This window comes from Leifsonia sp. RCC_180 (genome assembly GCF_058138205.1).
Window position 1 is genome coordinate 2486107 of sequence record NZ_CP200340.1, and the last position, 26711, is coordinate 2512817.

Below are 26711 nucleotides of genomic sequence, written 5' to 3' on the forward strand. Positions count from 1 at the left end.
TTCCTGATCCGGGGCGGCTCACGCCCTCAGCCCACGTCGCCCGCCGCCACCGGCGGCAGCGAGCCGACCGTCCGCGCCGTCTCGTCAACCGGACGTCCGTGACCGAACGCCCCCTCGGCCGTGCACTGCCGTGCGGCGAACTGCGCCGCACGCCGCATCGACCGATGCAGCGCCGCGCCACCCGGTCGCGCATTCCTGCGCCAGCCGGACCGCAGCAATTCAACCACGAACGCGCTCACGTACGCGTCGCCGCATCCCATCGTGTCGAGGAACGGACCCGGCACGGGGGCCGCGTCGGAGTAGTAGTAGGCGTCGCCGTCGAACAGCACGGCTCCGGCGTCGCCCAGGGTCCCCAGCACGAGCGACGGACCGTGTGATGCGATGCGGCGCAGCTCCGCCCACGTGTCGGTGCGCGACATCCCGCCGAGCGAGACCAGGGCCAGGTCGATCCACGGGCCGACCGCATCCAGGTACTCCCCGGTGCGGTACTCCGGCTCGGACGAGAAGTCGTACGATCGCAGGGTCCGCGTGGCGCTGAGCTTCGGCAGCTCCGGGATGACGCCGGAGTACGCACTCGAGTGGATGAGCGAGAAGCCCGCCGCGTAACGCACGTCCTCCTCCCCCAGCACGACCGGATCGCTGAGGGTGACGCCGCCGTGGTTCCAGCCGAGGAACCGTCGCTCGCCGTCGACCGTCTCGATCTCCGTCACGCCGTTCGGGCCAGGGCGCACCGAGGACCGCGAGGTGTCGACCCCGCAGTCCTCGATGGCCTGCCGCACGAAGCGCCCCTGCTCATCGTCGCCGAAGACCCCGAGGTAGGCTGCCTCGGCGCCGAGCTGCCGCGCGAACACCGCGACGTTCACGGCGTTCCCTCCCGGATACTCGACCCCGCGGTCGACGAACCGGTCGACGATGTTGTCCCCGAGACCGAGGACGCGCACCGTGCTCATCGGTGCCTGCTCAGTACGCCACGACGCGGTAGTAGCGGCGCAGGTCGAGGGAGTGGTCGCGCACCTGGGCGAGGTGCTTGCTGAAGCGGTCGACGACAGCATCCACGACGATCGGAGCCAGAAGACCGCGGAACTCGTCGCTCACGCCCGGCAGCTCGTACTCCTTGGTGTCGATGACGGTGACGTCGTCGCTGTACTCCTTGGCGAAGGAGATGACGCGGTCGGTGAGCGGCCGGGTCTCATCCTCACCGGCGAACACGATGATGCTGGTGTCCTTCTCGATGAGCTCCAGCGAGCCGTGGAAGAACTCGGCGGCGTGGACGCGCGTCGTCTTGAGCCACTGCATCTCCTCGAGGATGCACATCGAGTAGAGGTAGGTGAAGCCCCACAGCTGGCCGGCGCCGGTCAGGAAGTGGTAGTCGTTCTCGGCGTGCTTCTCGGCGAAGGCCTTGCCGATCGGGTCGGCCTGCTTCGTCACCGCGATCAGCGCCTCCGGGATCGCCTCGAGGTCCTTCACGAGACGGTCGTAGCCGTCGAACTCGCCGCGGAGCGAGAGGAACTTCGCGCCGAAGGTGAGGAACTGCACGTCGAACGGCCACGCCTTGGGCGCCGACAGGAGCACCTCATCCACGGCGGATGCGATCGGGCTGTCGGCCTGACCGGTGAAGCCGATGGTCAGGGCGCCCTTCTCGCGGGCGAACTCGACGCAGTCGAGGATGTCCTCGGTCGTACCGGAGACGGAGGCGAAGATCGCGACCGAGTCGGGGCCGAACTGCGGGTCCGGCGCGAGCACGAACTCCTTGCCGATGACGGCGCGCACCGGGAACGCGGAGCGCGTCTGGAAGAAGCGCTCGTACGGCAGCGCTGCGGCGTAGGTGCCGCCCGCGCCGATGAAGTAGATGTTCTTCCAGCGGCCTGCGCTCACGCGCTCGGCCAGCTCCTCGATCTGCGACCGGAGCGCGACGGTGCTCCGCACCTGCTCCAGGAATTCCTCTTCGTTGAAGCCCAGCATGTGTCTCCCTCCACCGATCCGTTTTGGTACCGGTATCAATTCGTCTCAATGCTGGCACACGCTCCGCCATCGCGCAACATCCATCCCTCCGTTTCGTCGCATCCCTTGGTCGAGTGGTGAGTCGTTGCGGGTTCGCGCGTCGAGTGGTGACGAGATGTCACCACTCGACGGTGAGGGATGGGCGAGGCGCGGGAGGGGAGGGACGGGAGGGACGGGCCAGTACCCCAAGGGCGGGCGTGATGCATCCCCCTGGACGCGTGCGCGAGGCGTGATTGCGTGAGGGTATGCCAGAGAACCAGTACACCTTCGACAACCCCGTCGACCGCTATCCGTCCATCTCCCCCGACGAGGAGCAGGTCCCCGAGCCAGGCCTCGAGAGCGACCTCAACCCGGCCGCCGACCTTGGCGAGGACAGCTACGTCGGCACCGGCCGCCTCACGGGGCGCAAGGCGATCGTGACCGGCGGCGACTCCGGGATCGGCGCAGCGACCGCCATCGCCTTCGCCCGCGAGGGCGCCGACGTCGCGATCGTCTACCTGCCAGAAGAGGAAGAGGATGCTCAGCGCATCGCCGGGATCATCCGTGACGCCGGCCGCACCGCGGTCACCATCCCCGGCGACCTCAAGGAGCGCGCGTTCAGCGACGAGATCGTCCGCCGCGCGCTCGACGAGCTCGGTGGGATCGACATCCTGGTGAACAACGCCGGCAAGCAGGTCGCCACCGAGAGTCTCACCGATGTCCCCGACGACCAGTTCGACCACACGATGAAGACGAACGTCTATGCGATGTTCTGGCTGACCCGGGCGGCGCTCCCGCACCTGCCGGCAGGCGCGACGATCATCAACACCACGTCCATCCAGGCGTATCAGCCGGGCGAGCAGCTCGTCGAGTACGCAACGACCAAGGCCGCGATCAACGCGTTCACCAAGGCCCTCGCCCAGCAGTTGGCGCCCAAGGGCATCCGCGTGAACGCCGTCGCACCCGGCCCGATCTGGACGCCGCTGCAGGTCAGCAAGGGCCAGCTGCCCGAGGCGATCCCCGAGTTCGGGCAGCAGACCCCGCTCGGGCGCGCGGGCCAGCCGGCCGAGCTCGCGCCCGCGTATGTCTTCCTCGCCTCGCCGGAGTCGAGCTACGTCCTCGGCGAGACCCTCGCGGTGACCGGCGGGATGCCCACGCCGTAAGAAGCGCCCACGCGCTCAGTCGCAGGCCCAGGGGAGCCGCAACAGCTCCGCCTGGGTCCTGCGGACGAGCGCGAGGTGGGATGCGGACGCGATCCCGCGAAGCATCCCGGACCGCTGGTACGGCAGCGCGACGGGTACGCCGTCCACCAGCGCGCAGGCCACCGCCCGCTCGCGGTCGTCGCCCGCGGATCCGGTCGGGGCCGCACAGGGCGCCGGCTCGGGCGCCGCGCGACCGAGCCGGCCCTGGAGCAGCGGCCAGCCGACCATGAGCAGCGCCACGACGGCGGCGAGCGGATTGCCCGGCAACGACAGCACGTGACGGTCGTCATCCAGGCGCGCCAGCAGGAGCGAGCCGCCGGGCCGCAGGTCGATCCCGTCGATCAGGATGCGCGCCCCGAGCCGGTCGAGCGCCTCGCGCACCGGGTCGGCCGGGCCATGGGCTGTTCCGCCGGACGTGACCACGGTCTCGGTGCGGGCGCGGCGTATCGCCGCGGCGACTTCCGCCGGGCGATCCAAGGACCGCGCGGTCGTCGCGCAGCGCCCGCCGAGGCCTGCGAGTACCGACGGCATCATCGGGGTGAGGCTGTCGATGAGCTGACCGGGGGCCGGCTCCGCACCGGCGAGTTCGTCCCCGATCGCCACGAAGGTCACGAGCGGCGGCGATGAGACGTCGATGTGCCGCACGCCCGCAGCGCTGACGAGGCCCAGAGCGGGAGGCGTGAGCACCGACCCCGCCGTGAGCAGCACCTCCCCCTGATCCGCCTCTTCACCCGCCCGCCGGATGTCGCGGCCCGGGATCCACGACCCGGGCACATCGAGGAGGTCGGCGCCCTCGTCCGCTGCTGCACCCTCCACCACGGCGTCCTCCGTGCGGAGCACCGTCAGTGTCCCCGGCGGCACGGGCGCGCCGGTGGCGACGGGGCGCGCCTCGCCCGGCGCGAGGGGAAGCGCCGGAGGGATACTGCCCGCGAGCACGGGCTCGCCCACGCGCCACGGGCCGTCGCCGGCGACCGCCCAGCCGTCCATCGCGGAGTTGTCGAACGGAGGCAGCGGGCGCCCGCAGCAGACGTCCGCCGCGAGGACGAGACCGGCCGCCCGGCCGACCGGCACGGTCAGCACCCGGGTCGGCGTCTCGCGTCCCAGCTGTTCCGCGATCCGCCGCGCCTCCCGCCAGGAGGTCACGACGACCGCCTGTCGATCGCAGCGAGAAGTGCCGCAATGGCCTCTGGGAGCGGCTGACCCCGACCGACGGCGATCCCGGCGATGAACGTCGTCAGCGGCGCGGCCGGGCGCGCGATGCCGTGGGCGGCGTCCCTGGCCAGGTCGAGAACGGCGGCGACGTCGCCGGGCTCCAGCCGGGTGCCGACGACAGCGGCGGCCTCGTCGGCCCAGGCGTCGAGTTCGGACGGTTCCATGGCGTGGTTCCTCTCGGGGGCGGCGGATGGGAGGGTCGGCTCGTCGGGCGCGGGTCCGTCTAGGGCGCCAAGGTCGTCCCGGGTATCGATGTCGGTCGAGACGGCTGCGGCGACGGAATGGCGGCCGTGGATGGAACCGAGCAGGTCGCGGGCGGACACCCCGTCCAATTCCCGGCGTTCCTGTCGCAGTTGGGCAGCGCGGCGCAGCAGGGCAGCCAGCGGTGCGCGGGCGAGCAGCCACTGCGAATGACCGTCGGCGTCGGTGAGGACGCCCTCGTCGATCTCGGTCAATGCGGCGACGGCGGCGTACGGATCAGCGAGGTCGGCTGGCAGGATCAGGACGTCGCCGGCGGACACATCCGCGTCCGCCGCATCCAGCACCGCCGCATCCCGCACCGCCGCATCCAGCCCCGCCGCGATCGCCGCGCACGGCCCGCCCCAGCGGGGACTCTCCGACACCGCGACCGCAACGCCGGCGGGAACCTCCGCCGCCGACACCAGCACCACCCGGCCGGCCGCACCGGCAGCATCCACCGTCCGCTCCAGCAGGGTGAGCCCGCCGACGCGGTGCTCCAGCTTGTCGGAGCCGAACCGGCTGGATCGCCCGCCGGCCACCACGATCACCGCCTCGACACGTGTCATGCCGTCACGCCGGGCGGACGCTCGCCGAGAGCCCAGTTGACGCCCCACCCGACGACGATCGTGAACGCGATCGCCGCAGCCATCGACAGGATGCCCGGCGGTGTGGCGATCACCCCCAGGCTGACGATCAGCGTCGTGGCCCCGGCGGGTGGATGCTGCAGCTTCAGCACGTGCAGCACGAACGCCGTGATCGCGACCGAGAGGGCGCCGGCGAGCACATACCCCACGGTGAGCCCTGCAGACGGCGCCGATGGCTTGCCGTTCATCCCGAACAGGAAAAGGCACACCACGCCGGCGACGATCGCCACGGCATGGCCGACGGCGGCGTTCACCGGGCGCGAGGACCGCTCCGACGGAGCGCCGAAGATGAGCATGACGGTCGGGCCGAGGCTGGGGAAGAGCCAGGGCGAACTCAGCAGCAGGCCGATTGCACCGGAGGCGGCGAGCACGATCAGCGACAGGACGCCGGTGTAGACACCGGCTCCCGCCTCGCCGGCCCGCTTCGACGCACGTGACAACAGTGACGGTTTCATCGGATGCTCACCTCGCCGCGATCAGGGCCTGCGGTGCGGCCTGCTTCATCCTGGTCATCAGCCAGCGCAGCTGAACCGACGTCTCATGCTCGCAGCCGGTGATCACCTGGAGCAAGTGAGCGTCCTGCAGCGCCTGGGCCGCCTGCTTCACCATCGTCCAGGTGACGTCGGTCAGGCTGGCGAGCAGGTAGAGGTCCTGCAGGTCGCGGAGCAGTCCGAGCGGACCGGAGCGCGCCTCCTCGATGGCGTCCGCGTGCAGCCGCTCCGGCTCATCGTCCGTCCCCGCGGCGCCGAACCGCTCGATCACGGGATCCAGCTTCTCGCGGTGGCTCTCGCACTGCTGCGCGAGCGTGAGGCAGAGGAAGTGCACATCCGGCTCGTCGCCGTGCGCGTCGGCCACCTGCCGGAACGAACGGGCGAGCGTCGACTCGGATTCGGCGAGCAGCGCCAGATAGACCGGGAGCTTCATGACGCAGCTCCCGTCGCATCCAGCTTTCGCACCTGAACCGCGGCCGATTTGAAGACGGGCTGCTTCGAGACGGGATCCCACTCGGTCGCCGTGAGCTCATTGGCCGCGGTGGGATGCCGCTCCTCCGCCCCGGGCGGAGCATCCCAGTACCCGTAGTGGAAGGGCGCGAACACCGTGCCGCTGCGCGCCTTGCCGATCCGGACGGGCGCCACCAGCCGCCCGCGCCGCGACACCACCTCGACGAGGTCGCCGTCGGCGACGCCACGCGACTCCGCGTCGGACGCGGCCAGCTCCACCCAGACGTGCGGGGCTGCATCCGTAAGCTCCTGACTGCGGCCCGTCTTCGTGCGGGTGTGGAAGTGGTAGACGCTGCGGCCCGTGGTCAGCTGCAGGGGGAACTCGTCGTCCGGCGGCTCGTGCGGTCCTGAATACGGGGCCGACTTGAGGAGAGCCCGGCCGTCGGGCCGCAGCGCACGGAACGCCTCCTCGCCGACGGTGGCGCCCGTGAGGAGGTCGTGGCCGAAGCTCTCGCAGTAGTCGGCGTGCGACGGGAAGTCCGCGTCGGCGTACAGGCGCGTCACGCTCTCCGTCTCTCCCTCCCGGCGCGGCCATTGGATGCCCGACTCGCGTCGCAGGTCGTCGTACGAGATTCCCGTGTAGTCGCACGGCCGGCCGCGCGAGCATTCCTGCCAGGCCCTGTAGACGTCCTCGGGAGTCCGCCACTCGATCAGGGGAGCGCCGTCAGAGCGGCGGAAGTCCATCCGCTTGGCGTAATCGAGGAAGATGTCGAGGTCGGCCCGCGCCTCCCCGGGCGGCTCCACCGCCTTCTCGGAGAGGTGGACGGTGCGCGTCGCGTTCGTGAAGGTGCCCGTCTTCTCGCCCCACCCGGCCGCCGGCAGCACCACGTCGGCGAGCTGAGCCGTCTCGGTCAGGTACAGGTCCTGCACGACGAGGAAGAGCTCCGGCTTTGCCAGGATCTCGCGAATGCGCAGCAGCTGAGGCAACGACACCGCCGGGTTCGTCGCCGACACCCAGAGGAACGGGATCGAGCCCTGTTCCACGTACCGGAACAGTTGCATTGCGTGCGTCGGCGGCGCCCAGTGCGGGATGACCAGCGGGTCGACGCCCCACAGCTCGGCGAGCTGCTTCACGTGCTCCACGTTCTCCCAATTGCGGAAGCCCGGCAGGTCGCCGTCCGCGCCGCACTCGCGGTTGTTCTGCGCGGTGGGCTGCCCGTTCATCTGGAGGATGCCCGCGCCCGGCCGGCCGATCATCCCGCGCAGGAGGTGCAGGTTGTTCACCTGACATGCCGATGCGGTGGCTTGCGGCGCCTGGTAGAAACCCTGCAGCACCGTGGACAGGACGCGCGGCGACTCGGCGAAGATGCGGGCGGCCCGGCGGATGTCGTCCGCTGGCACGCCGCACACCTCGGCGGCGCGCTCGGGCGTCCACTGCTCCGCCTGGCCCTTCAGCTCGTCGAGGCCGATCGTGTGCGCAGACACGTAGTCGTCGTCGATCCAGCCGTTCTGGATCAGTTCGCGCTCGAGGCTGAGCAGGAGGGCGAGGTTGGTTCCGGGGCGCAGTGCCAGGTGCACCTCGGCCTGCTCGGCCGTCGCTGTCCGCCGCGGGTCGATGACGACCAGCCGCGGCGGATTCGGACCGGCGAGACGGTCGAGCACGCGCGCCCAGGTGACGGTCTGCGTGGCCGCCAGGTTGTGCCCCCACAGGAACATCGCGTCACACTCGTCGATGTCGTCGTAGCATCCCGGCTGCCCGTCGGCGCCGAAGGTCTCCTTCAGAGAGGATGCGGCGGTCGCTGTGCAGAGACGGGTGTTGCCGTCCATGTGCGGGGTGCCGATGCCGGCCTTCCCGATCACACCCAGCGCGTAGTACTCCTCGAGGAAGAGCTGACCGGACGTGTAGAAGCCGTGACTCAGCGGCCCGGCCTCGTCGAGGAGCGCGCGGCTGCGATGGACGATCGCGGACATCGCCTCGTCCCAGGTCGCCTGCACCAGCTCGCCGTCGCGGCGGATGAGGGGATGCGTCAGGCGGTCGCGCCCGCGCATCCCCTCCCAGCTGGCGTAGAGACCCTTCGGTCCGAGCCGGCCGCGGTTGATCGGGTCGTCGGTGCGGCCGCGGATGCCGACCATCCGCCCGTCCTTGACCGCGATGTCGCAGCCGCAGCCGTTGCTGCAGAGGACGCAGGCGCTGCGCACCCACGCGTCCACATCGCTCTCGCTGAGGCCCTCCTGGAGCATGAGGTCGGCGCGCTCTGGCCAGAGGGCACCTTGTGCGAAGGGGGTGCGGTGGCCCCACACATCCTGAATACGGGATCGGTCTCCTGCGGACACCGTCGTTGGCTGGTCCATGCAGCCACTGTCGGCTCAGGGCGGCGGCGATTCAATCCCCTGGCGGCATCCTTCGTGCGTTTTCAGGATGCCCCGACGTGCCTCCGCCGCTGCGCCCGGATCACCAACGGCAGCACCACCCAGATCACCAGCAGCAGCACGAAGACGCAGCCCGCCGAGATGATCCCCGCGGTCGGGTTCAGCAGGAAGTCGACGATGAAGAGCACGATGCCCGTGAACAGCAGGGATGCCGCCGCAAGGCACAGGATCAGGATCTTGCTGCCGAGACCCACCAGTTCGGTCTTCGCCCGCTGACGGAACAGCAGCCGGTGCAGGGCGACCGGCGCGAGCGCCAGCAGCGTGGTGACCACCGCGAGGAAGACGAGAACCAGGTACACGCCGAGGTCGAACGGCGACAGCTTCGTGAAGCGCTGCTGGAAGGGCAGTGTCAGCAGGAAGGCCGCGAGGATCTGCGTCCCGGTCTGGAAGACACGGAACTCCTGCAGCAGCTCGTTCCAGTTGCGGTCTGCGCGCTGCTCCCTGGTCTCGTTGCGGCCGTCGCCGGGGGCGGCATCCTGGCCCTCACTCACCGCCGGGCCTCCTCCAGGTCTGCGGCGAGCGCGCGGAGGGCCGCATCCACGGTGCCCTTCACGACGTCCTCCGGGTCGCCGTCGAGGTGGAGCTCCTCCACCCGCACGGCGTCCGGCCTGCCGTGCGCGAGGAACACAGTGCCCGCATCCTTGCCCTCCTGCGGTCCGGGTCCGCCCGCGCCCGTCACGGCGGCCACCATGTCCGCCGACAGCAGCCGCGCGACACCGGACGCCATCTGTTCGGCGCACTCCGCCGTGATGACCGGCCCGGGCGTGACTCCGAGCAGGTCGAACTTGACGTGCTCGGAGTACGCCACGACGCCGCCCGCGAACCAGTCGCCGGCCTGGGGCGAAGCACCCAGCGCCGAGGCGATCGCGCCGCTGGTGAGCGACTCGGCGACCGCGATGGTCATGCCAGCGGACGACGCGAGGTCGGCGATGCGTTCACCCAGATCGGTGATGTTCTCCGTCGTCATGCATGAACCCTAACCGGCGTCGCTGTCGCCCTCGTCGCCTTCCGCCTGCGAGGGCTTGTCGATGATCTGCTGCTCCGCCTTCGTGTCGTCGTCGTGACGGTCATCCTCTGTGTTCCGCTGGTCGGACATTTTCACTCCTTCTCGTTCGGTCAGGTGTCGGTTCGGTCACGTGTCGGTGCGGAAGTGCACCGCTTTGTGGCTGCCGTCGCAGAACGGCTTGATCGTGGAGACCCCGCACCGGCACAGCGCGACCGTACGCCGGTGCTGCTCGATCGGGGTCCCGTCGGGTGTCGTCAGGTCGATGTGGCCCCGGACGAGCAACGGCCCGTCGGGACAGGCGACGATGACGGGCTCCTCCTCGTGCGCGCTCATGCGGGCACCGCCAAAGGCTGGCGGAGCGAACTCCTGCCGGCCTCGAAGCTCTCCAGCATGTGCTGGGCGGCGAGGCCGTCGACGTAGAGGCAGGCCGCGGCGCCGAAGACGATGTCGGGCAGGAGTTCGGGATGCTGCTCCGCCAGGCCTCCGGCGAGGTCACGGCCGGCGATCTGCTCGTGCACCGCATCCGCTTCGACGTGCTCGTCGTAGTACCAGGTGACGTCGTCGTCGTGGCCGAGACGCCGGAAACCGTTGCCGTAGAAGCGGTTCGGGATGGACGAGGTCATCTCGAACGCCGCCAGGTGACCGGTGATGGCACCTCGAAGCGACCGGTTGAGCCCGAACATCGACATCATCGTGAACGACGCGAGAGTGATCGCGGGCACGTTGTCGATGTAGGCGCCGTAGGCATCCTGGAGCCCCAGGTTGCGCATGGTCCGGCCGAAGATCTCCGCGTGGATGCGCTCGGGCCGCCCGCCGCCGTACTCGTCCGCCTGCACCTCGACCAGAGCGGCCTTCGCCCGTCCGGTGAGTCGCGGGATGGCCCACGAATGCGGGTCGGCCTCTTTGCGGGTGTAGATGGAGCGCTGGATGACGAACTCCACGGCCTGCTCCTCGGTGGCCTTCTTGGCGAGGTAGCGGGAGAGGCTGGGGCCGGAGTCCTCCGACGTCAGGTCGAACAGGTACGCGGCGACGGCGTCCGCGTTCGGCTCGGGGAGGTCGCCGACCGGGACGCGTGCCCGCAGCTGCCGCTCGAACTCGCGCTCGATGGTCCGGCGGACGCGCAGCAGCTCGGGATTCCACTCCCATTCGTCGTCGGCGTCGACGGTGCCGCCATAGTGGAGCCCGTAGAGCAGCAGCAGGGTGAGCTGGAGGTCGTCATCGGTGAGGAGGTCCGGCTGGGCGTCCAGCGCGGCGCCGGCGTTGTCGGAGAATCGGACGACGTCGTCCGAAGCGGCGGAGGGTGCGGTTCGCAGCGCGTCGAGCAGCGCCTCGCTCACCGGCCCCCGCGGGGTGATGCGTGGTGTCATACCCCGAGAGAACCGGCGGGAGGGCCGCCGGTCAAGTGGTTGCCCCCGCGCGGCTTGCGTGCTCTGCACGGCGGCGACGCAGCTCGCGGAGGGGGGTCGCCGCCCGCCGTAACCGGCCATCGGAGTACCGGACGCCACCGCGGAGCCGGGATGCGAGCGCCAGCCACACGCAGACGGCGCGCTCGGCGAGCCAGAGCGGCGCCCACAGCGCCGCGGTCGCCGGAAAGAGGCGCCGACCGCCCGCCCGCCGCCGCCCCAACTCGGCCAGGGCGACCACCGCGGCGATGCCCGCCAGCAACCGGCGCGGCCGGCGGACGGAGAGCAGCACCAGCGGCAGCACGGCCAATTCGGTCAGCAGCCTCGCCGGCTGCGCGAAGTCGTCGTAGGCCTGCCGCACGCGCTGCCGGAGGAAGTGGCGCACCTCCGGCGGCCGGCGCACCACGCCGATCCGGTCGGCCGCGACGACCCGGCCGCCCGCGGCGCGCACCGTGCGGATGAGTTCCAGGTTCTCGAACAGGACGTCGCCGTCGTACCCGCCCGCGTCGATGACTATCCGCCGCCGCAGCGCGAGCGTGCCCGGGTAGTCGTGGCCGAGCGCGCGATTGAGGAGGGTGCGTCCCGTGTCCCAGCGCGCATGCCAGGGTGCCGGGACGAACACGTTCTGCGGTCGCACCAGGTCGGCCGACTCGAGCATCCCGACCACCGCCCGGAGCGCCCCCTCGTCGTAGCGCACGTCGTCGTCGGCGATCACGACACGATCGTGACGCGCCCCGCGAAGCCCCGTCATCACGCCCGCCACCTTGCCGTTGTGCCCTGGCCACGGATCGAGGGAGAGGTGCCGGACGCCGGCCGGAATCGCGCGCGCATGCGCGGCGAAGCGTTCCGGCGACGAGCCGTCGACGACCGTCACGTCGATGAGGTCGCGCAGGTCCGTCAGGTAGGCGACCAGTTCATCCAGGCCGGCGTCGTCCGTCCACCGCAGGGGAAGGACGTACTCGGCGTCGACCGTCACGCCACGGCCCGCTGGGTCTCGCGGAGACCTCTCACGACGAACCCGCTCTCCGGGCGGGCCGGGAAGGTGCGGAGGCTCACGCGGAGATCCTGCTCCGGGACCTCGTACTGCAGCTCGCGCGTCAGCATCCGGATGCCCTCCTCGAGCAGGTCGATCGTCACCGGCTCACCCGGGCAACGGTGGTCCGCGTGCATGCTGCCGCCGCCCTGCGGGATGAGCGTGTTGGGCTCAACGACGAGGCCGTCGAAGCGCTGGGGCAGGAAGCGGTCCGGCTGCTCCCAGATCGCCGGATCGTGGGTCGTGCCATACAGGTCGAGCAAGACCCAGTCGCCGGTGCGAACCCGCTCGCCCTGCCACTCCAGGTCGCGCGTCGCACGTCCGCCGATGAGGGGAAAGAACGGGTAGAACCGCCGAACCTCCTGGGCGAACCAGCGCACGCCGATGTCGTCGCCCGCCGCGAGGTCGTCGCGCCAGCCGGGATGGCGGTGCAGTGCGAGAGCGGCGAAGGTGAGGAACCGGCCGATCGCGACAGTCGGACGCAGGAGGTTCAGGAGTTCGACCGCGGCGACCCCCGGCGGAAGCGGCGCCTCGTCCGATGACCCCGATGGCGCCGACCCGTCCGGCTCCGTGTACGCGGCCACCACGGCGAGCGCGGAACCGTCCGGCGCCCGCGGCGTCGCCCTCTCCCGCGCGACCGTCTCGGCGAGCATCCGCTCGGCCGCCGACCGCCTCCACCGAACAGCCCAATTCCCGGGGCCGACCATGCCCGCTGCCTCCACCATCTCGGCCAGCACTCCGCTTCGCCGCAGATCGGCGGAGACCGACTCGGGGAGCCCGGCCCAGGTGGTGACGGCGCGGGTGAGGACGTCGTGGAAGAGGTCGAGCATCACGACCTCTGCGCTACCGCTGTCGGCCACCGCTCGCCGGACCTCGTCGCGGAAGCGGTCCACCAACGCCTCGCCCGACGGCCCGCTCAGCAGGCCGATGAACAACTCCTTGCGCCGGCGGTGCGCATCCCCCTCCAGCGACTGGACGCTTCCCACGTCCTGCAGCACCTTCAGCACCGAACGTGGCATCGCACCCGCGCGCGAGAACCGGCCGCCCTCGTAGAAGAAGCGCGCCGCGTCCGCTCCCCGGATCACCAGGACCGACCGGCCGAGGAGGCGCGTGCGGAACCGGTCGCTGCCGGCGGCGCGGAAGCCGCGCGTCCCGAACAGGTAACCGTCGCGCACGAACCTCAGGCTGCTGTCACCCATCCGCCGCCTCAGACCCTTGTGGCGGGCCGGTCGACGCCCGCGCCGCGCGGGCTCAGGAAAATGCCGAGGGCGATCATGGCCACTGCGAGGAAGAGGTGCAGCCAGTTGTCAGCGCTGTTCAGCGGGACGAAGTTCGCCGGGTGGTCGCCGCTGAAGAACAGCCCGTACAGCCAGATCACCGCGTACACCACGCCGCCGATCACCAGGTAGTTGCGCGAGCCCATCCGCGAGCGCGCGAACGCGATTCCGGCGACGCCGTAGAGGAGGTGGACGAGGTTGTGCAGGACCGAGACCTGGAACACGCCCAGCAGCAGTGCCATGGAATCGTGCCCGGCGAACGACATGTCGCCGTAGTTGGTGGTCAACCCGGGGATGAAGCCCGCGAGACCGACCACGAGGAACACGATCCCCGCGATCAGTGCGGCCTTCTGGACGGCGGTGCCTGCGTAGCGACGGTCATCGCGGTCGGCGAATGCCCGGTCGGAAGGATCAGCGGTCGTCATGATGACTCCTTTCGTTACCGAATCAGGCAACCAGCGGCAGGCCGTCTTCAGGAGCCCTTGACATCGCGGCTCTCATTCGCCCGACTCCTTCAGCAGCGGCGAGTAGAGGGTCGCACCGGGGCGCAGCTGCAGGACGTGATCCCCGATCGAGGCGAGGTCCGGCCACAGCACCAGGACGGAGCCCCGGCCCCGCCAGCGGAGGAAGCGTGCGACCAGCGCCGGGGCGTCCACCCCGCTCCGCTCGTACCCCGCGAAGGAGCTGTGCGAGTGCGGGCTGACCACCAGCCCGTACAGCCGCGCCGCCGCGAGCATGCCGTCGGGCGGTCCGTCGAGCGCGAGGCGCGCATCCACCACCTCGCCGACGCGTTCGCCCTCCGCCGTGAGCACAGTGTTTCCGAGCAGGTCACTCAGGATCATGGCGGCCTCCCGGGATGCGGCCGATCACGTGCTCGCGCATCCACCTCTCGGTCCAGCTGGCGTCCAGCGAGTCGGCCGCCACACCGACGGTGACGACGATCCCGACATCGGAGACGACCTTCCAGGGGATGCGGATGAAGCGGGAGTCCGGCAGGCGGCCGCCGAACACCCGAGTCAGCAGGATGGGCCCGGTGAGCAGCGCCGTGACGACCGGCGGGTGCTCGGCGTCGAGGCGCCCGAGGTCGTCCGGTGTGCTCAGTTCCAAGTCGTCGACCGTGCTGACCGGTACGCCGTCCGGGTCGAGGAGCTGCCGGTCGAGGAGGTCGAGCCCGGCGTCGATGACCCGGCCGGCGACCCGCGGCGGCGAGGGAAGGTCGCGCTGTTTCGTCATGCTCCGGCTCCCGTCACGATCATGAGAGGGATGGCGGCGATCGACGCCACCAGGATGATGCCCAGATAGATCAGCCCGAAGAAGTTCGTCGCCTTGCCGTTGACCTTGTCGCCCATGTATTTCGGGTCGTTGGCGATGATGAGGACCGGCAAGTAGGTCAGCGGCAGGGCGATCGCCGAGAACACGACGGAGAACTCCGTGACCTGGACCGGGTCGACCCCGGTGAAGAGGATGCCGAGGGCGACCACCAGCGACAGGATCATGGCCGCGTGGAACCGCGACGCCGCCGCCGGCCGCCGGAACTTGCCCCACGGCCAGCCGAAGAACTGCGCGAGCGTGTACCCGCTCGACAGCGTCACCTCGAGCGCTGCGCCGAACGTCGCGGCGACGAAGCCCAGGATGGCGACGATGAGCCCGATCTTGCCCAGCGCCTGCGCCACCGGCAGTGCCGTCTCGAACAGCGAATCCACCGCGATGCCCTTCGGTAGCAGGACGACCGCGGCGCACGCGGCGATCGACAGGGACAGCAGGCCCCCGAGGGGGAAGCCGACCAGCACGTTGAGCCGGGACTGTGCGAGGTCTTTCGTCTTCCACTTCTCCTCGATCGCCCCGGAGGAGAAGAAGAACACTTCGTAGGGAGTCATCGCGGCGCCGAACAGGGCGACGGCGTAGTACCAGTAGGTCGCCGGCGACTCGTCGGTGTGCGGGGAGGGCTGAAGGAGCACCTGGGAACCGAGCGACGCCCAGTCGGGGTGGAGCGCGAAGAGCGCGACGGCGAACACCACCAGGGCGAGGCCGAGCAGGCCCGTGACGTTCTCGAGGATCGAGAACTTCACCCGCCAGACGACGATCCAGACCGCGAACGCCGCCACAGGGAACCACAGGGCCGGCGAGATGCTGGAGGCGAGCTGCAGCGAGAGCGCGATGCCTCCGACCTCGGCGGCCAGGGTCAGGAGGTTGATCAGGAACGAGGCGGACAGGTTGGCGAGAGCCATCCGTGCGCCCAGCCGTTCGCGGATGATCTCGAACGTCGCGCGTCCGCTCACGGCGGCCACGCGCCCAGACATCTGCGCGAAGATGCAGATTCCGATGACGCCCACCAGGAGCACCCAGCTGAGCGTCATCCCGAACCGGGAACCCACCACACTGCTCGTGACGAGGTCGCCGATGTCGACGAAACCGCCGATCGCCGTGAGGACGCCGAGCGCGACCGCGAAGATCGCCTTCATCCGCGCTCCAGCCGCTTGGAGGCCGCGTCGAGGTCCTTCGCCAGGCGATCGAGTTCGCGCCGCTGCCGGTCGAGGACATGCCCCGAGTCGCGTCCGGCTGCGACCGCGCGCTGGGCGGATGCGACGGCGTCCTGGGCGGCACGGATGTCGGCGAGCACGCTGTCACGGCTGGCGCCGATGCCGCCGATCGCGGTCATGGTCGCGACGGCCTGCGCTTCCTGCCCCAGACGGTCGGCGGAATCGGAAAGGCCCGTGTCGAGGACCGTCGGCAGCAGGTGGTCGTCTTCATCGAGACCGAGGGCGAGTCCGGCGGAGCGCGCCGCCGAGGCCGCGGTACCGGCCGACTGGGACAGGCTGCCTCGCGCTGCGCTGTCCGCTGAACAGCCGGAGAGGGCGCCGATCACGATCAGCGCCGACACCCCGGCAACGAGATGTCGATGGATCACGCCCAGGACTGTACGCCCGCTGTGAAGCGGTGCCAGGACCCGGGCACTCCTCCTCGACGGTTCACATGTCGGGCGGCGTCCTCACGGGCTCGTCCTGGCGGAAGCCCGCCGTCGCCTCTTCGTAGGTGGTGTGCCGTCGGGCGGGGTGTGAGTCCGCCGGCGGGGGCACTTCCGCCTTGCTCAGTGCGTGCAGGACGAGTTGTTCGACGAGGGTGGCGGCGGTCGTGTCCCGCGAACGGGCGATCCGGACCAGGGCGGCGAATTCGCGCTCCCCGAGGCGGATGGTGAGGGGCATCCCGGCCGGGGCGCGCCCCGGCCCGTGAACGGACGCCGGCTCCGTCAGTTCAACAGCGTGAGATTCCTTCATGTCTGAAGCTTCGCACAGGAGAGCGCTCTCCGCGCTACTTTTTTGTTCGCGCAACGTACAACCGTCGTCCTGCGATGTTGCACGACCATCGCAACGCGCCGAAGATCAAGTCGTCGCGTGCTCGACGCCGCCTCGTCCCCCCGGTCCACGGCGGCGTCAGCGCGACACCTCGTCGGTGGGATCCCGGTCTTCGGGTGGCCGGGATCCCGCCGTGAGGAGGGCCACTCCGTCCAGGAGCCGCCGCCGGACATCCTCCGCGGGCACCGCATCCGCGCCGAAGGACAGCGCCATCGCCGACGACGCTGCCGCCCCGACGATGCGATGGATGCGCGGATCGCGCGCCCGGTCGCCGAGCGCGAGTTGCGACGCCTCCGCCGCGGCCGCGAGCAGTCGCTGCAGCCGATCCCGCTCGGCGTCGGACGGAGCACCGGCCGCCAGCGCCTCCGCCGCCTCCCGAAGCGCCGGCTCCAGCAGGGAGTTCAGCACCTCATCCGCTCGAGGGGCCGCGTCGTGGTCGCTGCGCTGCTCCAAAGCGGCGTCGAGGGTCGAGAGCAGAGTCGCCGGGGTGAACGGCTTGGCCAGGAAGTGCGCTCCGTCGCGTTCGATCGCGGCTCTCGCCGCCGGCCCGGGCAGAAGCCCGCTCATCAGCACGACCGCCGCATGCGGCTGCTCCTCGGCCACTCGCCGGGCGATCACGTCGCCGGACACCCCGGGCATCATGATGTCGGTCAGCACAGCGTCGAACCGCCGGCCCGCAGCGATCAGCTCCAGCGCCTCCCTCCCCTGGGCCACCTCGGTGACGAACCCGTGGTGGTCGAGCGTCTGCCGCACCAGCTCGCAGATCGCTGCTTCGTCGTCCACCACCAGGATGCGCCGGCCGTCGCCCGGCCGCGGCGCCGGCCCGTCGACGATGGCAGGAGCTTCGAAGCCGAGCCTCGCCGTCGGCAACGCGAATCCGATCGTCGTCCCTTCGCCCGGCGAGGTGTCCACCTTGAGCTCTCCACCGTGCGCGGTGACGATGGCGGCGGACGTCGGCAGGCCCAGCCCGGTTCCGGTCTCCTTCGTGGTGAAGAAGGGCTCCAGGATGCGCGCGCGGGTCGCGTCATCCATCCCCGACCCGGTGTCCTGGACCTCCAGCCAGACCGTCTCGTCGCTGACAGCGGCTCGGAGGGTCAGCACCCCGCCGCCGGGCATCGCGTCGCGGGCGTTCGTGATCAGGTTGACGAGCACCTGGAACAGCTCTGTTCCGTCGCCCAGGACCGGCGGCATCCCTTCGGGCGCCTCCACTCGGAACTCGATGTGTCGGGGCAGCGTCTCGCGGCAGAACCGCTCGAGTTCCCAGAGCAGCCCGGTCAGGTCGACAAGCTCCTTACGGCCTTCCGTTCCCCGGGCGAAGGAGAGCACCTGGCGGATCATCGCGGCGCCCCGCTGGGCCGCAGCATCCAGAGCGTCGAGTGTGTCGCGGCGGCGGGCGTCCTCCTCCTCCCGGCGAAGCAGCTGCACCGACATGAGGATGGGCGTCATCACGTTGTTGAGGTCGTGCGCGATCCCGCCGGCCAGGGTGCCGAGGCTCTCGAGGCGCTGGGCCCGGATCCGCTGCTCCTCCTGCCTGCGGTGCTCCGTGATGTCCGAGTTCACGGCGAACACGGTCACCTCCCCGTCCTCGCTGTGGGACAACTGCCACCGGCAGTCCGCGAGGAGGACCGAGCCGTCGGCACGCCGCTGGCGCAGCTCGCCCACCCAGAAGCCGTCCCGCAGCAGTGCCGTGGTCGCCCGGTCGAACTCCGTCGGGTCCTCGTACAGCAGGTCGCGGACGGACCGGCCGACGGCGTCCGCCGCCGAGACGCCGTAGATCGTCTCCGCGCCGCGGTTCCAGTAGCGGATGACACCGGAGAGGTCGCGGACGAGGATCGCGTCGCGCGCGGCGTCCAGCAGTGCGGCCTGCGATGCGACGCGGCGCGTGTACTGCTCCAGCTTGCGCCGCGCCTCCTGGTCTTCGGTGACGTCGCGCACGATGATCGCGATGCCTTCCTCGGTGGGATGCGCATCCACCTCGAACCACGAACCCCACTCCGGCGAGAAGGCGCGTGCGCTCCCGGCCGTCCCCTCCTCCATGGCGTCGCGGTAGATCTTCTCGAACGGACTGCCGAGCGCCGTCGGGAACAGCTCCCACATCGTGCGGTCCCGCAGCCGCGCCTCGTCCAGTCCCACCAGTTGCAGCGCCCACGAGTTCGCGAACGTCAGCCGCCAGGAGCGGTCGACGAAGCCGATCGCGTCGTGCACCTGGTCGAGGGAACTGCGCAGCAGCCGGGCCATCGCGCGCTGCTCCTCGCGGTGCCGCACCAGCGCGCTGACGTCGTGGAAGGCGCCATTGATGCGCACGATGTCACCGTTCTCGTTGCGCTCCGGCTCGCCGACGAGGTGCGCGTGCAGCAGCCGGCCGGAGGCATCCACGATCGTCGCGTGCAGGTCGAGCGGGTCGCCGTAGTTCACCGTGCGCTGGAACGCGGCCCGCACGGCGCGCCGGTCCTCCGGCTGGAAGAGCGCCAGTGCCTCCGCGTCAACGGGCACGCGGCCCGGCTCCATCCCGAGCAGACGGAAGAGGCCCTCGCTCCAGACGATCTCGCCGGTGGCCACGTCGACGACCCAGCCGGCGAACCCGGCGATGCGCGCCGCCATCCGCACCAGGGCCTCGTTGCCGGCCGCCGCCGCGGCCGACCGCTCGACGTCACCGATGTCGCGCGCGATGGCCAGCACCGCGGCCACTTCGTCGTCGCTGCCGCGCAACGGGATGATCGTCACATCCAGCGAACGCGTCTGCCCCTCCTGGGTGATGATGCGCGTCACGTACCGCCGGTTGTCGCCAGCGAGCGCCTCCCCGAAACGGGCGAGCGTGTAGTCGATGTAGGCCGGATGCAGCAGCCGCGAGAACGTCATCCCTGTCAGTTCCTCGACCGGGTACCCGGTCAGGGCGGCGAGCGCGCTGTTGCACTCGACGAAGGTGCCGGAGACGTCGACCACGCAGACGCCGTCCGGATGACCGTGGAACAGGGCGTCCAGTCCGTTGAGGCGCAGGGCGTCCTCGGGGGTCGTCAGCGACGGGCGCGGACCGGTCGGGTGGGGCATGGGAGGGATTGTAGGCGGAGATCGGCCTACACTGACCGCCATGGGCACGGAAACCCCGGACCAGGGCCTCGTCATCGTCGACGAGGGCCCGCTCATCGGGACCGCACTGAGCGCAGGCGACACCGATCGGGGCCTCGTCGCGCCCCCGGAGGCCCGGGTCCGACGTTCGCTCAGCGAAAACGATGAGGCCGTCCGCCGCCGGAGCGACGACCGCGCCCAGCCGATACTGGGGAGGAGCGGTGCTCCGGCCCGGCCGGAGACGCTCGTGGCGTCCAGCTCCGGGACGGTGACTTAGGGCAGGAGCCAAAACGATGACCGACACTTCCACGCGAGCCCGGACCCTGCGCGCCGTGGTGGCCGACGACGACGTCTTCACGGCATCCATGGTCGCCTCCGCCCTGCGCTCGACGGGCATAGAGGCGACGCAGGCCGTCAGCGCCGCCGAGGCGTGGGACGCCATCGTCGAGATCGAACCCAACGCGATCGTCACAGACCTCGACTTCGGCGGGGGTGACTCGGGGGCCGAGCTGCTGTGGCGCGTCCACCGGGAACTGCCCTGGGTCGGGCTCGTGGTGCTCACTTCGCACCTCTCGCCGGAGCTTGCCGTCGGCGACGACACCCTCCCGCCCTCCGTCGTGTACCTCGTGAAGTCGCAGGTGAAGGATGTGGACGTACTCGTCGCGGCCGTCGACGCCGCGATCGTGGGCGGCGAGCACCAGGCTGCAGAGCCGGACGGCGACGTCCGCACGGTCACCCGGGCGCAGGCCGAGGTGCTGAGACTCGTCGCTTCCGGCGCATCCACTCGCCGCATCGCCGCCGAGCGCGGAACCAGCGTGCGCGCGGTCGAGACCATGCTGGCCCGCCTTTACACAGCACTCGGCGTGGATGCGGACGAGCAGGCGAACCCGCGCGTCACCGCCGCACGGATGTGGCAGCAGGGCCGCGTGCGGATCCGCTGATCGTCAGCGGCCGGCGAGCCGCCGCAGAATCCGCCGCAGGGCGCTCTCGTAGGGCGAGGTGACGGCTTCCTCGCTCTCCGCGAGGGCATTCTCGGCGAAGCCCGAGAACCCGCAGTCCTCGCAGACGAGCAGATCGCGGTGCACGGCGAGGCCTGCACCGTAGTAGGGGTTGGCGATGAGACGCGCGGCGCCACGGCACTGCGGACACGTCGATTCACGCATCCATCCCCCTTTCCCTCGGTCCCATCATGCGCTTGTTAGGCCAGATGCCTAGAGAGCCCTATTCGTCTCCCGAACGCGCGCGCACTGCCGCTGTCCCCCGTTCGAGGGCGCCCGGGTGACGACGACGTGAACACCGCGTGAAGCGGCCTCCACGGCTCCGCGGGCGCTTCTAGGATCGCTGACGCCGGTCGTCGCCGGCATCCGACCCCCACTGGAGCCATCCGCCGATGTCGACTCGCGCCCGCCTGACCGCGCTCTTCGCGGCACTGGGTGCGCTCGTCGTGATCGCCGCGGTCCTCACCATCGTGCTGCGGCCGATGGCGGTCTCGGCCGCGGCACCCTCGGCCTTCGAGGTGACGGCGGGGCTGGACGACTGCGGGCGAGGGTGGGGCGGCGACGCGGCCACCAGTACCGGCGGCGCTACCGGCGAAAGCGGCACGGCGCACGTCGCCGGCGGCGACCAGACCTTCACCGTGACGAACACCACAGTGGGCGGCATGGAGGTGTATCTCCAGTCGGTGGACAGCAAACGTGTGTATCTCGACCTGGAGAGCCTCGGCGCCGGAGCCCACGCCGCCGCCCGGATCACCCTCGGAGCGGGCCGCTACCGATTCGTCTGCCTGGCCGCCGACATCGACCCTGTGCGTGGTCCCACCGTCGCGGTAGGCACGGCACCACCCGGCTCGCGGCTCACACCTGGCGTCGTACCCGTCACCCGGACCGACCTCATCCCGGTCGCGAAGGCGTACACCGGCTGGGTGTCGTCACGTCTGCCCGCGCTCCGCGCGCAGGTCGCCGCGGTGGCGGCCGACGCCGAGGAGGGCGACTTACCGGCGGCCAAACGGGACTGGCTGACCGCCCACTTCACCTATGAGACGCTCGGCGCGGCATACGACGCCTTCGGCGAGCTCGGCGATCAGCTCGACGGGCTGCCGCACCGCGGGCTGACCGGCTTCCACCTGGTCGAGTCGCAGCTCTGGCAGGGAGCGCCTGCGCCGGCTGTGGCCGTGTCCGCTCGAGACCTCGGGTCGCTCGTCGATCGCCTCCAGACACAGTTCGCCGACGCGCAGCTGGACCCGGGCGACATCGCACTCCGCGCGCACGAGATCGTGGAAGACGCCATTCAGGACACCCTGACCGGAGCGACCGACGCCGGGTCCGGAACGTCCCTGGCGACCGTGGACGCCCAGCTGACCGGGGCCGGCGAAGCGCTCGCCCCGCTGGCAACTGTGCTCACCGGACGGTACGACCGCCTCGCGGATACCCAGCAGGCGCTTGCCGACGCGCGGGCACTCGTCGAGTCGTACCGCTCAGCCGACGGCAGGTGGACACCGCTAGACGCCCTCGATCGCCCATCCCGGGAGCGAGTGGATGCGGCCCTCGGCCAGGCGGCGGAACTGCTGGCTCCCGTCGCCGCCATCTGCGACCCCCGGAGGGACTCATGACCGCGATCGGACGACGGCGCTTCCTGCAGGCGACCGCAACGACCGCTGCCGGCGCAGCCGCCGCCGGCGCCCTGTCGGCGGTGCCTCCCGCATCCGCGACGACGACTACGGGTAGTAGCCCGGCCCACGCCGCCGCCGTCCCCTTCCACGGGTCACACCAGCACGGCATCCTCACCCCGCCACAGCGGGAGTCGTCTTTCGTCGCGCTGGACGTCACCGCGACGACGAGGGCCGAGCTCGCCGACCTGCTGAAGACCGTCACCGAGCGAGCGCGCTTCCTCACGACAGGCGGCACGCCGCCGGATCCGGGAATCACCGCTCCGCCCCGCGACTCCGGCGTGCTCGGGCCGACGGTCGTGCCCGACTCCCTCACCGTCACCCTGTCGGCGGGCGCATCCCTCTTCGACGGGCGGTTCGGACTCGCCGGCGTGAAGCCCGCCCGACTGCGGACGATGGACGAGTTCCCCGACGACGCGCTACGGCGCGAGGTCAGTGACGGCGACCTACTGCTGCAGGTGTGCGCCGCCGACCGGGACGCCGTCACGCACGCCGTCCGCGAGATCGCGAGGGCGACGCGCGGAGCCATGCAGGTGCGCTGGCGCCAGGACGGCTTCGTCTCGCCGCCCCGCCCGAGCGGAACACCGCGCAACCTGATGGGATTCAAGGACGGCACCAGCAACCCCGACATCGGGGATGCAGCGGAGATGTCGCGCCTGGTGTGGACCAAAGCCGGCGGCGTTGAGCCGGACTGGGTGGCCGGAGGCAGCTACCACGTCGTCCGGGTCATCCGGATGTTGGTGGAGTTCTGGGACCGCGTGAACCTCCACGAGCAGGAGAACATGATCGGCCGCCGCCGCGACAGCGGAGCGCCGCTCACCGCATCCGCCGAGTTCGACGACCCGCACTTCGAGAACGATCCCACCGGCGATGTCATCCAGCTGGACGCGCACATCCGGCTGGCCAACCCGCGCACCCACGACACCGACGGTCAGCGGATGCTGCGCCGCGCCTACAACTACGACGGTGGGCTCGACGCCAACGGCAACCTCGACATGGGCCTGATCTTCGTGGCCTTCAACCAGGACCTCGACCGGCAGTTCGTCACCGTGCAGAAACGCCTCGCCGGCGAACCGCTCGCCGACTACATCCAGCCCTTCGGCGGCGGCTACTACTTCGCCCTCCCCGGGGCGCGCGACTCCTCCGACTGGCTCGGGCGCACGATGCTCGCCTGACCAGCGGAGGCCACCCGTCACGACCGTGCCGGGCACATGAAAAACAGGAAGAAGGAATCGTGTTCAGACCCTCACGTCTGCGCCGCTCCCCGATCGCCCTCGCGGGCGTCGCGCTCGCCGGCGCGGCAGCTCTCGCGGGCGCCGGAATCCTCGCGGGTGCGCCCGCGGTCGCCTCGCCCGGCGGTTCGCACGCCGACCACTCCGATCACACCCTCACCCCGATCAAGCACCTCGTCGTCATCTTCGACGAGAACGTCTCGTTCGACCACTACTTCGGCACCTACCCGAAGGCGGCGAACACCGACGGGACCACGTTCACCGCGGCCGCGAACACGCCCCGCGCGAACACCCTCGCCTCGTCCGGCACACTGACGAACAACCCCAACCTGTATGCACCCAAGCGTCTCAGCTCTGCCCAGGCGGTGACCTGCGACCAGAACCACAGCTACGCGGCGGAGCAGGCCGCCGTCGACGGCGGCAAGATGGACCAGTTCGTCCAGAAGACCGAGACCGACACGTGTACGGGCGCGTACGGCGCTCCGGGGCTCGTCATGGACTACTACGACGGCAACACCGTCACCGGCCTGTGGAACTACGCGCAGAACTACGCCATGAGCGACAACAGCTGGGACACGGTGTTCGGTCCGTCCACGCCCGGCGCGCTGAACCTCATCTCCGGTCAGACGCACGGCGGCACCGCGTACGACCCGAAAACCGGAGCCGTGCTCACCACCTCCACCGCGGTTCAGTCGGCGAACGCCCAGGGCGTCGGCACGGTGATCGGCGACCCCGACCCGGCCTACGACGACTGCTCCGACAACGACCACACGGCGGCCTCCGCCGTCGTCGGAATGTCCGGCCGCAATGTCGGCGACCTGCTGAACGCGCGTGGCGTGACCTGGGGATGGTTCCAGGGCGGCTTCACGCCGACCACTGCCTGGAACGGGCAGGCCGGCTCGTACGCCAAGTGCGACGCCGTCACGGCCAACATCGCGGGCGCGACGCCGAAGGACTACTCGCCGCACCACTCGCCGTTCCAGTACTACAAGTCGACGTCCAACCCGCACCACCTGCCGCCGACCTCGGTGAAGGCGGTCGGGCACACGGACCAGGCGAACCACCAGTACGACCTGACCTCGTTCGACGCGGCGCTCAAGGGCGACAACCTGCCTGCCGTCTCGTTCCTGAAGGCACCGGAGGCGCAGGACGGCCACGCCGGCTACTCCAACCCGATCGATGAGCAGAAGTTCCTCGTGAACGAGATCAACGCCATCCAGAAGTCGGACAGCTGGTCGAGCACGGCGGTCGTCGTCGCGTACGACGACTCCGACGGCTGGTACGACCACGTCGCGCCGAAGATCGCGAACGGCTCGAACGACCCCGCGGTCGACTCGACTGTGTGCACGACCGTGAAGCACGCGGCAGGCGGCTACGCCGACCGCTGCGGGCCCAGCCAGCGTCTCCCGATGCTGGTCATCTCGCCCTGGGCCGCGCAGAACCGCGTCGACCACACCCCGGTCGAGCAGACCAGCGTGCTGCGCTTCATCGAGAGCAACTGGCTGACCGGCCGCATCGGCGACGCCTCCTTCGACAGCCGTGCCGGATCGCTCGGCGGGATGTTCGACTGGCGGCACCCGCAGCAGCGTCAGGTGCTGCTCGACCCGGCGACCGGCGCCGTCAGCTCGGTCGTCTCGACGAAGCCGCACTGGCCGACGCCGCCGCGCGGCGGCTGGTCGACGCAGCCGTAACGTCACCGCGAGGGGCGGTCCGCAGTGTGCGGGCCGCCCTTCGTCGTGTCAGCGGTCGTCGTGTCAGCGGTCGTCGAGTCAGCGGTCGTCGTGTCGGCGGTCGCCTGGCTAATCGTGGTCGCGCAGCAGCTCGTCGAGCGAGAGCGGACGCCGGCCTGTGATGCGCTCGACGTCTTCGCTGACGCCGGCGAGCTCCCCGGACGCGATCGCGGTGTACGTCGACACCCAGGCATCGACCTGCCAGTCGGGGGCGTTCCACTTCGCACGCGACTCGTACGCCTCCGGGATGGTCTCATCGTGGTAGGAGACCGGGCGGCGGGTGTGCGCGCTCAGTTTCTCTGCCACCTCGGCCAGGGTGAGCTCCTCCGGGCCGGTCAGGTCGTATGTCGCATCGATGTGGGCTTCCGGATGCTGCAGCACCTCGGCCGCCACGTGTGCGACATCGGCGCGCGCGACCATCGCCGCCCGGCCATCGCCCGCCGGACCGCGGATGACGCCGTCCTCGCCCACCAGCTGCTCGGCGAAGTCGAGGTACAGGTTGTCGCGGAGGAGGGTGAACCGCATGCCGGACGAGCGGATGCGCTGCTCGGTCGCGTAGTGGTCGCGCGCCAGCGTGAATGCCGCATCCGGAGCCGCCCCGAAGAACGAGGTGTAGACGATGTGCTGGACGTCGGCTTCCGCGGCGGCCTCCACGAACGCGAGGTGCTGGCTCAGCCGCTCGGCGTTCTCCGCGGCGGACACCATCAGGAGCGTCTCGACTCCGTCGAGTGCCGCGAGCGCCGCATCCCTGTCGCCGTAGGACGCCGCGACCACCGACGAACCTGGGTAGCGCGGCGCACGCTCGGGTGAGCGCGCGAGCATGCGGAACGGAACACCGGCGTCGGCGAGGGCGTCCGCCGTCCTCCGGCCGACCGCGCCGGTCACACCGGTGAGGGCGAGTGCGGGCTCTGCCTCGGTCACGTCAGCCCCAGCACAGGCAGAAGGGATGACCCGACGGGTCCTCGTAGACCTGGAAGCCGTCGGCGGCATCCAGATCGTCGGCCGGTCGCAGCAGCGTCGCGCCCACAGAGACGGCGTGCTCGTGCGCCTCGCGGATGTCGTCGACGTAGAGGTCGAGGTGCAGCTGCTGCTGCGCGCCGTCCGGCCAGTCCGGGCGCTCGTGATTCGGCGCCAGCTGGAAGCCGAGTCGTGGCTCGCCGTCGACGTAGACGGAACGCCAATCGTCCTCGTCGCCGCGCACCTCGCCTCCCATCAGCGCCGCCCAGAAGGACGACTCGCGCTCCAGGTCAGGAGTGTCGAACACGACGATCTGGCGTCTGATCTGCATGACAGAATC

General features: G+C 70.6%; 29 protein-coding genes. 6 read left to right on the forward strand and 23 right to left on the reverse strand.

The genetic code is table 11. The annotated features are described in order from the left end of the window. Positions 1–26 precede the first annotated feature (26 nt). Positions 27–950, reverse strand: coding sequence for a PfkB family carbohydrate kinase (locus tag AB7E03_RS12235; RefSeq protein WP_489941673.1), 924 nt, complete (start codon positions 948–950; stop codon positions 27–29). Positions 951–960: 10 nt separating this feature from the next. Next, positions 961–1962: an SIS domain-containing protein gene (locus AB7E03_RS12240; protein WP_489941674.1), complete on the reverse strand. Its 1002-nt coding sequence runs from the start codon at positions 1960–1962 to the stop codon at positions 961–963. A gap of 284 nt (positions 1963–2246) precedes the next feature. On the opposite strand from AB7E03_RS12240, the gene AB7E03_RS12245 reads away from it, so the two are divergent. Beyond that, positions 2247–3143 carry a glucose 1-dehydrogenase gene (locus tag AB7E03_RS12245; protein ID WP_489941675.1) on the forward strand — a complete coding sequence of 299 codons (897 nt, stop codon included), beginning with the start codon at positions 2247–2249 and terminating at the stop codon, positions 3141–3143. 15 nt (positions 3144–3158) lie between these two features. On the opposite strand, the gene AB7E03_RS12250 is transcribed toward AB7E03_RS12245, so the two are convergent. The 18 genes from AB7E03_RS12250 to AB7E03_RS12335 all read right to left on the reverse strand — a co-directional run bounded on the left by AB7E03_RS12250 (position 3159) and on the right by AB7E03_RS12335 (position 19769). Then, the gene (locus AB7E03_RS12250; RefSeq protein ID WP_489941676.1) at positions 3159–4325 is read right to left on the reverse strand and encodes a molybdopterin molybdotransferase MoeA; all 1167 of its coding nucleotides are present in this window, start codon (positions 4323–4325) and stop codon (positions 3159–3161) included. Further along, positions 4322–5200, reverse strand: a complete 879-nt coding sequence (locus tag AB7E03_RS12255) for a DUF6457 domain-containing protein (RefSeq protein WP_489941677.1) — start codon at positions 5198–5200, stop codon at positions 4322–4324. Before AB7E03_RS12255 ends, AB7E03_RS12250 begins: the two co-directional genes overlap by 4 nt. After that, complete coding sequence (locus tag AB7E03_RS12260; protein WP_489941678.1) at positions 5197–5733, reverse strand: HPP family protein; 537 nt, start codon at positions 5731–5733, stop codon at positions 5197–5199. Before AB7E03_RS12260 ends, AB7E03_RS12255 begins: the two co-directional genes overlap by 4 nt. 7 nt (positions 5734–5740) lie before the next feature. Continuing rightward, entirely contained in the window at positions 5741–6202 is a 462-nt protein-coding gene (locus tag AB7E03_RS12265) for a hypothetical protein (RefSeq protein WP_489941679.1), read from the reverse strand. Then, positions 6199–8571, reverse strand: coding sequence for a molybdopterin oxidoreductase family protein (locus AB7E03_RS12270; protein WP_489941680.1), 2373 nt, complete (start codon positions 8569–8571; stop codon positions 6199–6201). The genes AB7E03_RS12265 and AB7E03_RS12270 overlap by 4 nt, the downstream gene beginning before the upstream one ends. Positions 8572–8633: 62 nt before the next feature. After that, a complete protein-coding gene (locus AB7E03_RS12275) occupies positions 8634–9140 on the reverse strand; it encodes a DUF6328 family protein (RefSeq protein ID WP_489941681.1) in 507 nt (168 codons plus the stop codon). Next, the gene (locus AB7E03_RS12280) at positions 9137–9616 is read right to left on the reverse strand and encodes a CinA family protein (RefSeq protein ID WP_489941682.1); all 480 of its coding nucleotides are present in this window, start codon (positions 9614–9616) and stop codon (positions 9137–9139) included. Before AB7E03_RS12280 ends, AB7E03_RS12275 begins: the two co-directional genes overlap by 4 nt. A 165-nt stretch (positions 9617–9781) precedes the next feature. Further along, the gene (locus AB7E03_RS12285) at positions 9782–9988 is read right to left on the reverse strand and encodes a CDGSH iron-sulfur domain-containing protein (protein WP_489941683.1); all 207 of its coding nucleotides are present in this window, start codon (positions 9986–9988) and stop codon (positions 9782–9784) included. Then, positions 9985–11022 carry an iron-containing redox enzyme family protein gene (locus AB7E03_RS12290; RefSeq protein ID WP_489941684.1) on the reverse strand — a complete coding sequence of 346 codons (1038 nt, stop codon included), beginning with the start codon at positions 11020–11022 and terminating at the stop codon, positions 9985–9987. The genes AB7E03_RS12285 and AB7E03_RS12290 overlap by 4 nt, the downstream gene beginning before the upstream one ends. A gap of 31 nt (positions 11023–11053) precedes the next feature. After that, entirely contained in the window at positions 11054–12034 is a 981-nt protein-coding gene (locus AB7E03_RS12295) for a glycosyltransferase family 2 protein (protein ID WP_489941685.1), read from the reverse strand. Then, the gene (locus tag AB7E03_RS12300) at positions 12031–13290 is read right to left on the reverse strand and encodes a cytochrome P450 (RefSeq protein ID WP_489941686.1); all 1260 of its coding nucleotides are present in this window, start codon (positions 13288–13290) and stop codon (positions 12031–12033) included. Before AB7E03_RS12300 ends, AB7E03_RS12295 begins: the two co-directional genes overlap by 4 nt. Before the next feature lie 8 nt (positions 13291–13298). Then, on the reverse strand, positions 13299–13793 hold the full coding sequence (locus AB7E03_RS12305) for a DUF4383 domain-containing protein (RefSeq protein WP_489941687.1): 495 nt from the start codon (positions 13791–13793) through the stop codon (positions 13299–13301). A 72-nt stretch (positions 13794–13865) separates the two neighbouring features. Continuing rightward, on the reverse strand, positions 13866–14210 hold the full coding sequence (locus tag AB7E03_RS12310) for a PRC-barrel domain-containing protein (RefSeq protein ID WP_489941688.1): 345 nt from the start codon (positions 14208–14210) through the stop codon (positions 13866–13868). Continuing rightward, positions 14197–14601, reverse strand: a complete 405-nt coding sequence (locus AB7E03_RS12315; protein ID WP_489941689.1) for a hypothetical protein — start codon at positions 14599–14601, stop codon at positions 14197–14199. The genes AB7E03_RS12310 and AB7E03_RS12315 overlap by 14 nt, the downstream gene beginning before the upstream one ends. Continuing rightward, positions 14598–15830 (reverse strand): NRAMP family divalent metal transporter, encoded by a 1233-nt coding sequence (locus AB7E03_RS12320; RefSeq protein ID WP_489941690.1) that lies wholly within the window; start codon positions 15828–15830, stop codon positions 14598–14600. Before AB7E03_RS12320 ends, AB7E03_RS12315 begins: the two co-directional genes overlap by 4 nt. Further along, positions 15827–16276: a hypothetical protein gene (locus AB7E03_RS12325; RefSeq protein WP_489941691.1), complete on the reverse strand. Its 450-nt coding sequence runs from the start codon at positions 16274–16276 to the stop codon at positions 15827–15829. Before AB7E03_RS12325 ends, AB7E03_RS12320 begins: the two co-directional genes overlap by 4 nt. Before the next feature lie 61 nt (positions 16277–16337). Then, on the reverse strand, positions 16338–16643 hold the full coding sequence (locus tag AB7E03_RS12330) for a hypothetical protein (protein WP_441784064.1): 306 nt from the start codon (positions 16641–16643) through the stop codon (positions 16338–16340). A gap of 156 nt (positions 16644–16799) precedes the next feature. After that, positions 16800–19769 carry a PAS domain-containing sensor histidine kinase gene (locus tag AB7E03_RS12335; protein ID WP_489941692.1) on the reverse strand — a complete coding sequence of 990 codons (2970 nt, stop codon included), beginning with the start codon at positions 19767–19769 and terminating at the stop codon, positions 16800–16802. A 40-nt stretch (positions 19770–19809) separates the two neighbouring features. Between AB7E03_RS12335 and AB7E03_RS12340 the strand changes: the two genes are divergently transcribed. Continuing rightward, positions 19810–20064, forward strand: coding sequence for a hypothetical protein (locus AB7E03_RS12340; RefSeq protein ID WP_489941693.1), 255 nt, complete (start codon positions 19810–19812; stop codon positions 20062–20064). A gap of 16 nt (positions 20065–20080) precedes the next feature. Beyond that, positions 20081–20728, forward strand: coding sequence for a response regulator (locus AB7E03_RS12345; protein WP_489941694.1), 648 nt, complete (start codon positions 20081–20083; stop codon positions 20726–20728). A 3-nt stretch (positions 20729–20731) separates the two neighbouring features. Here the strand turns inward: AB7E03_RS12345 and AB7E03_RS12350 are convergent, their stop codons facing one another. Then, entirely contained in the window at positions 20732–20950 is a 219-nt protein-coding gene (locus AB7E03_RS12350; protein ID WP_489941695.1) for a hypothetical protein, read from the reverse strand. A 227-nt stretch (positions 20951–21177) separates the two neighbouring features. Here AB7E03_RS12350 and AB7E03_RS12355 point away from each other — a divergent pair, with 227 nt between their 5' ends. From AB7E03_RS12355 to AB7E03_RS12365, 3 genes are read left to right on the forward strand one after another with little or no spacing between them, the layout of a single operon-like run. Beyond that, entirely contained in the window at positions 21178–22395 is a 1218-nt protein-coding gene (locus AB7E03_RS12355) for an EfeM/EfeO family lipoprotein (protein ID WP_489941696.1), read from the forward strand. Next, the gene (efeB, locus tag AB7E03_RS12360) at positions 22392–23627 is read left to right on the forward strand and encodes an iron uptake transporter deferrochelatase/peroxidase subunit (protein ID WP_489941697.1); all 1236 of its coding nucleotides are present in this window, start codon (positions 22392–22394) and stop codon (positions 23625–23627) included. The genes AB7E03_RS12355 and efeB overlap by 4 nt, the downstream gene beginning before the upstream one ends. A 59-nt stretch (positions 23628–23686) precedes the next feature. After that, positions 23687–25375 carry a phospholipase C gene (locus AB7E03_RS12365; RefSeq protein ID WP_489941698.1) on the forward strand — a complete coding sequence of 563 codons (1689 nt, stop codon included), beginning with the start codon at positions 23687–23689 and terminating at the stop codon, positions 25373–25375. Between the two features lie 108 nt (positions 25376–25483). On the opposite strand, the gene AB7E03_RS12370 is transcribed toward AB7E03_RS12365, so the two are convergent. Further along, positions 25484–26335 (reverse strand): SDR family oxidoreductase, encoded by an 852-nt coding sequence (locus AB7E03_RS12370; RefSeq protein ID WP_489941699.1) that lies wholly within the window; start codon positions 26333–26335, stop codon positions 25484–25486. 1 nt (position 26336) lies between these two features. Beyond that, positions 26337–26702, reverse strand: a complete 366-nt coding sequence (locus tag AB7E03_RS12375; RefSeq protein ID WP_489941700.1) for a VOC family protein — start codon at positions 26700–26702, stop codon at positions 26337–26339. Positions 26703–26711 lie beyond the last annotated feature (9 nt).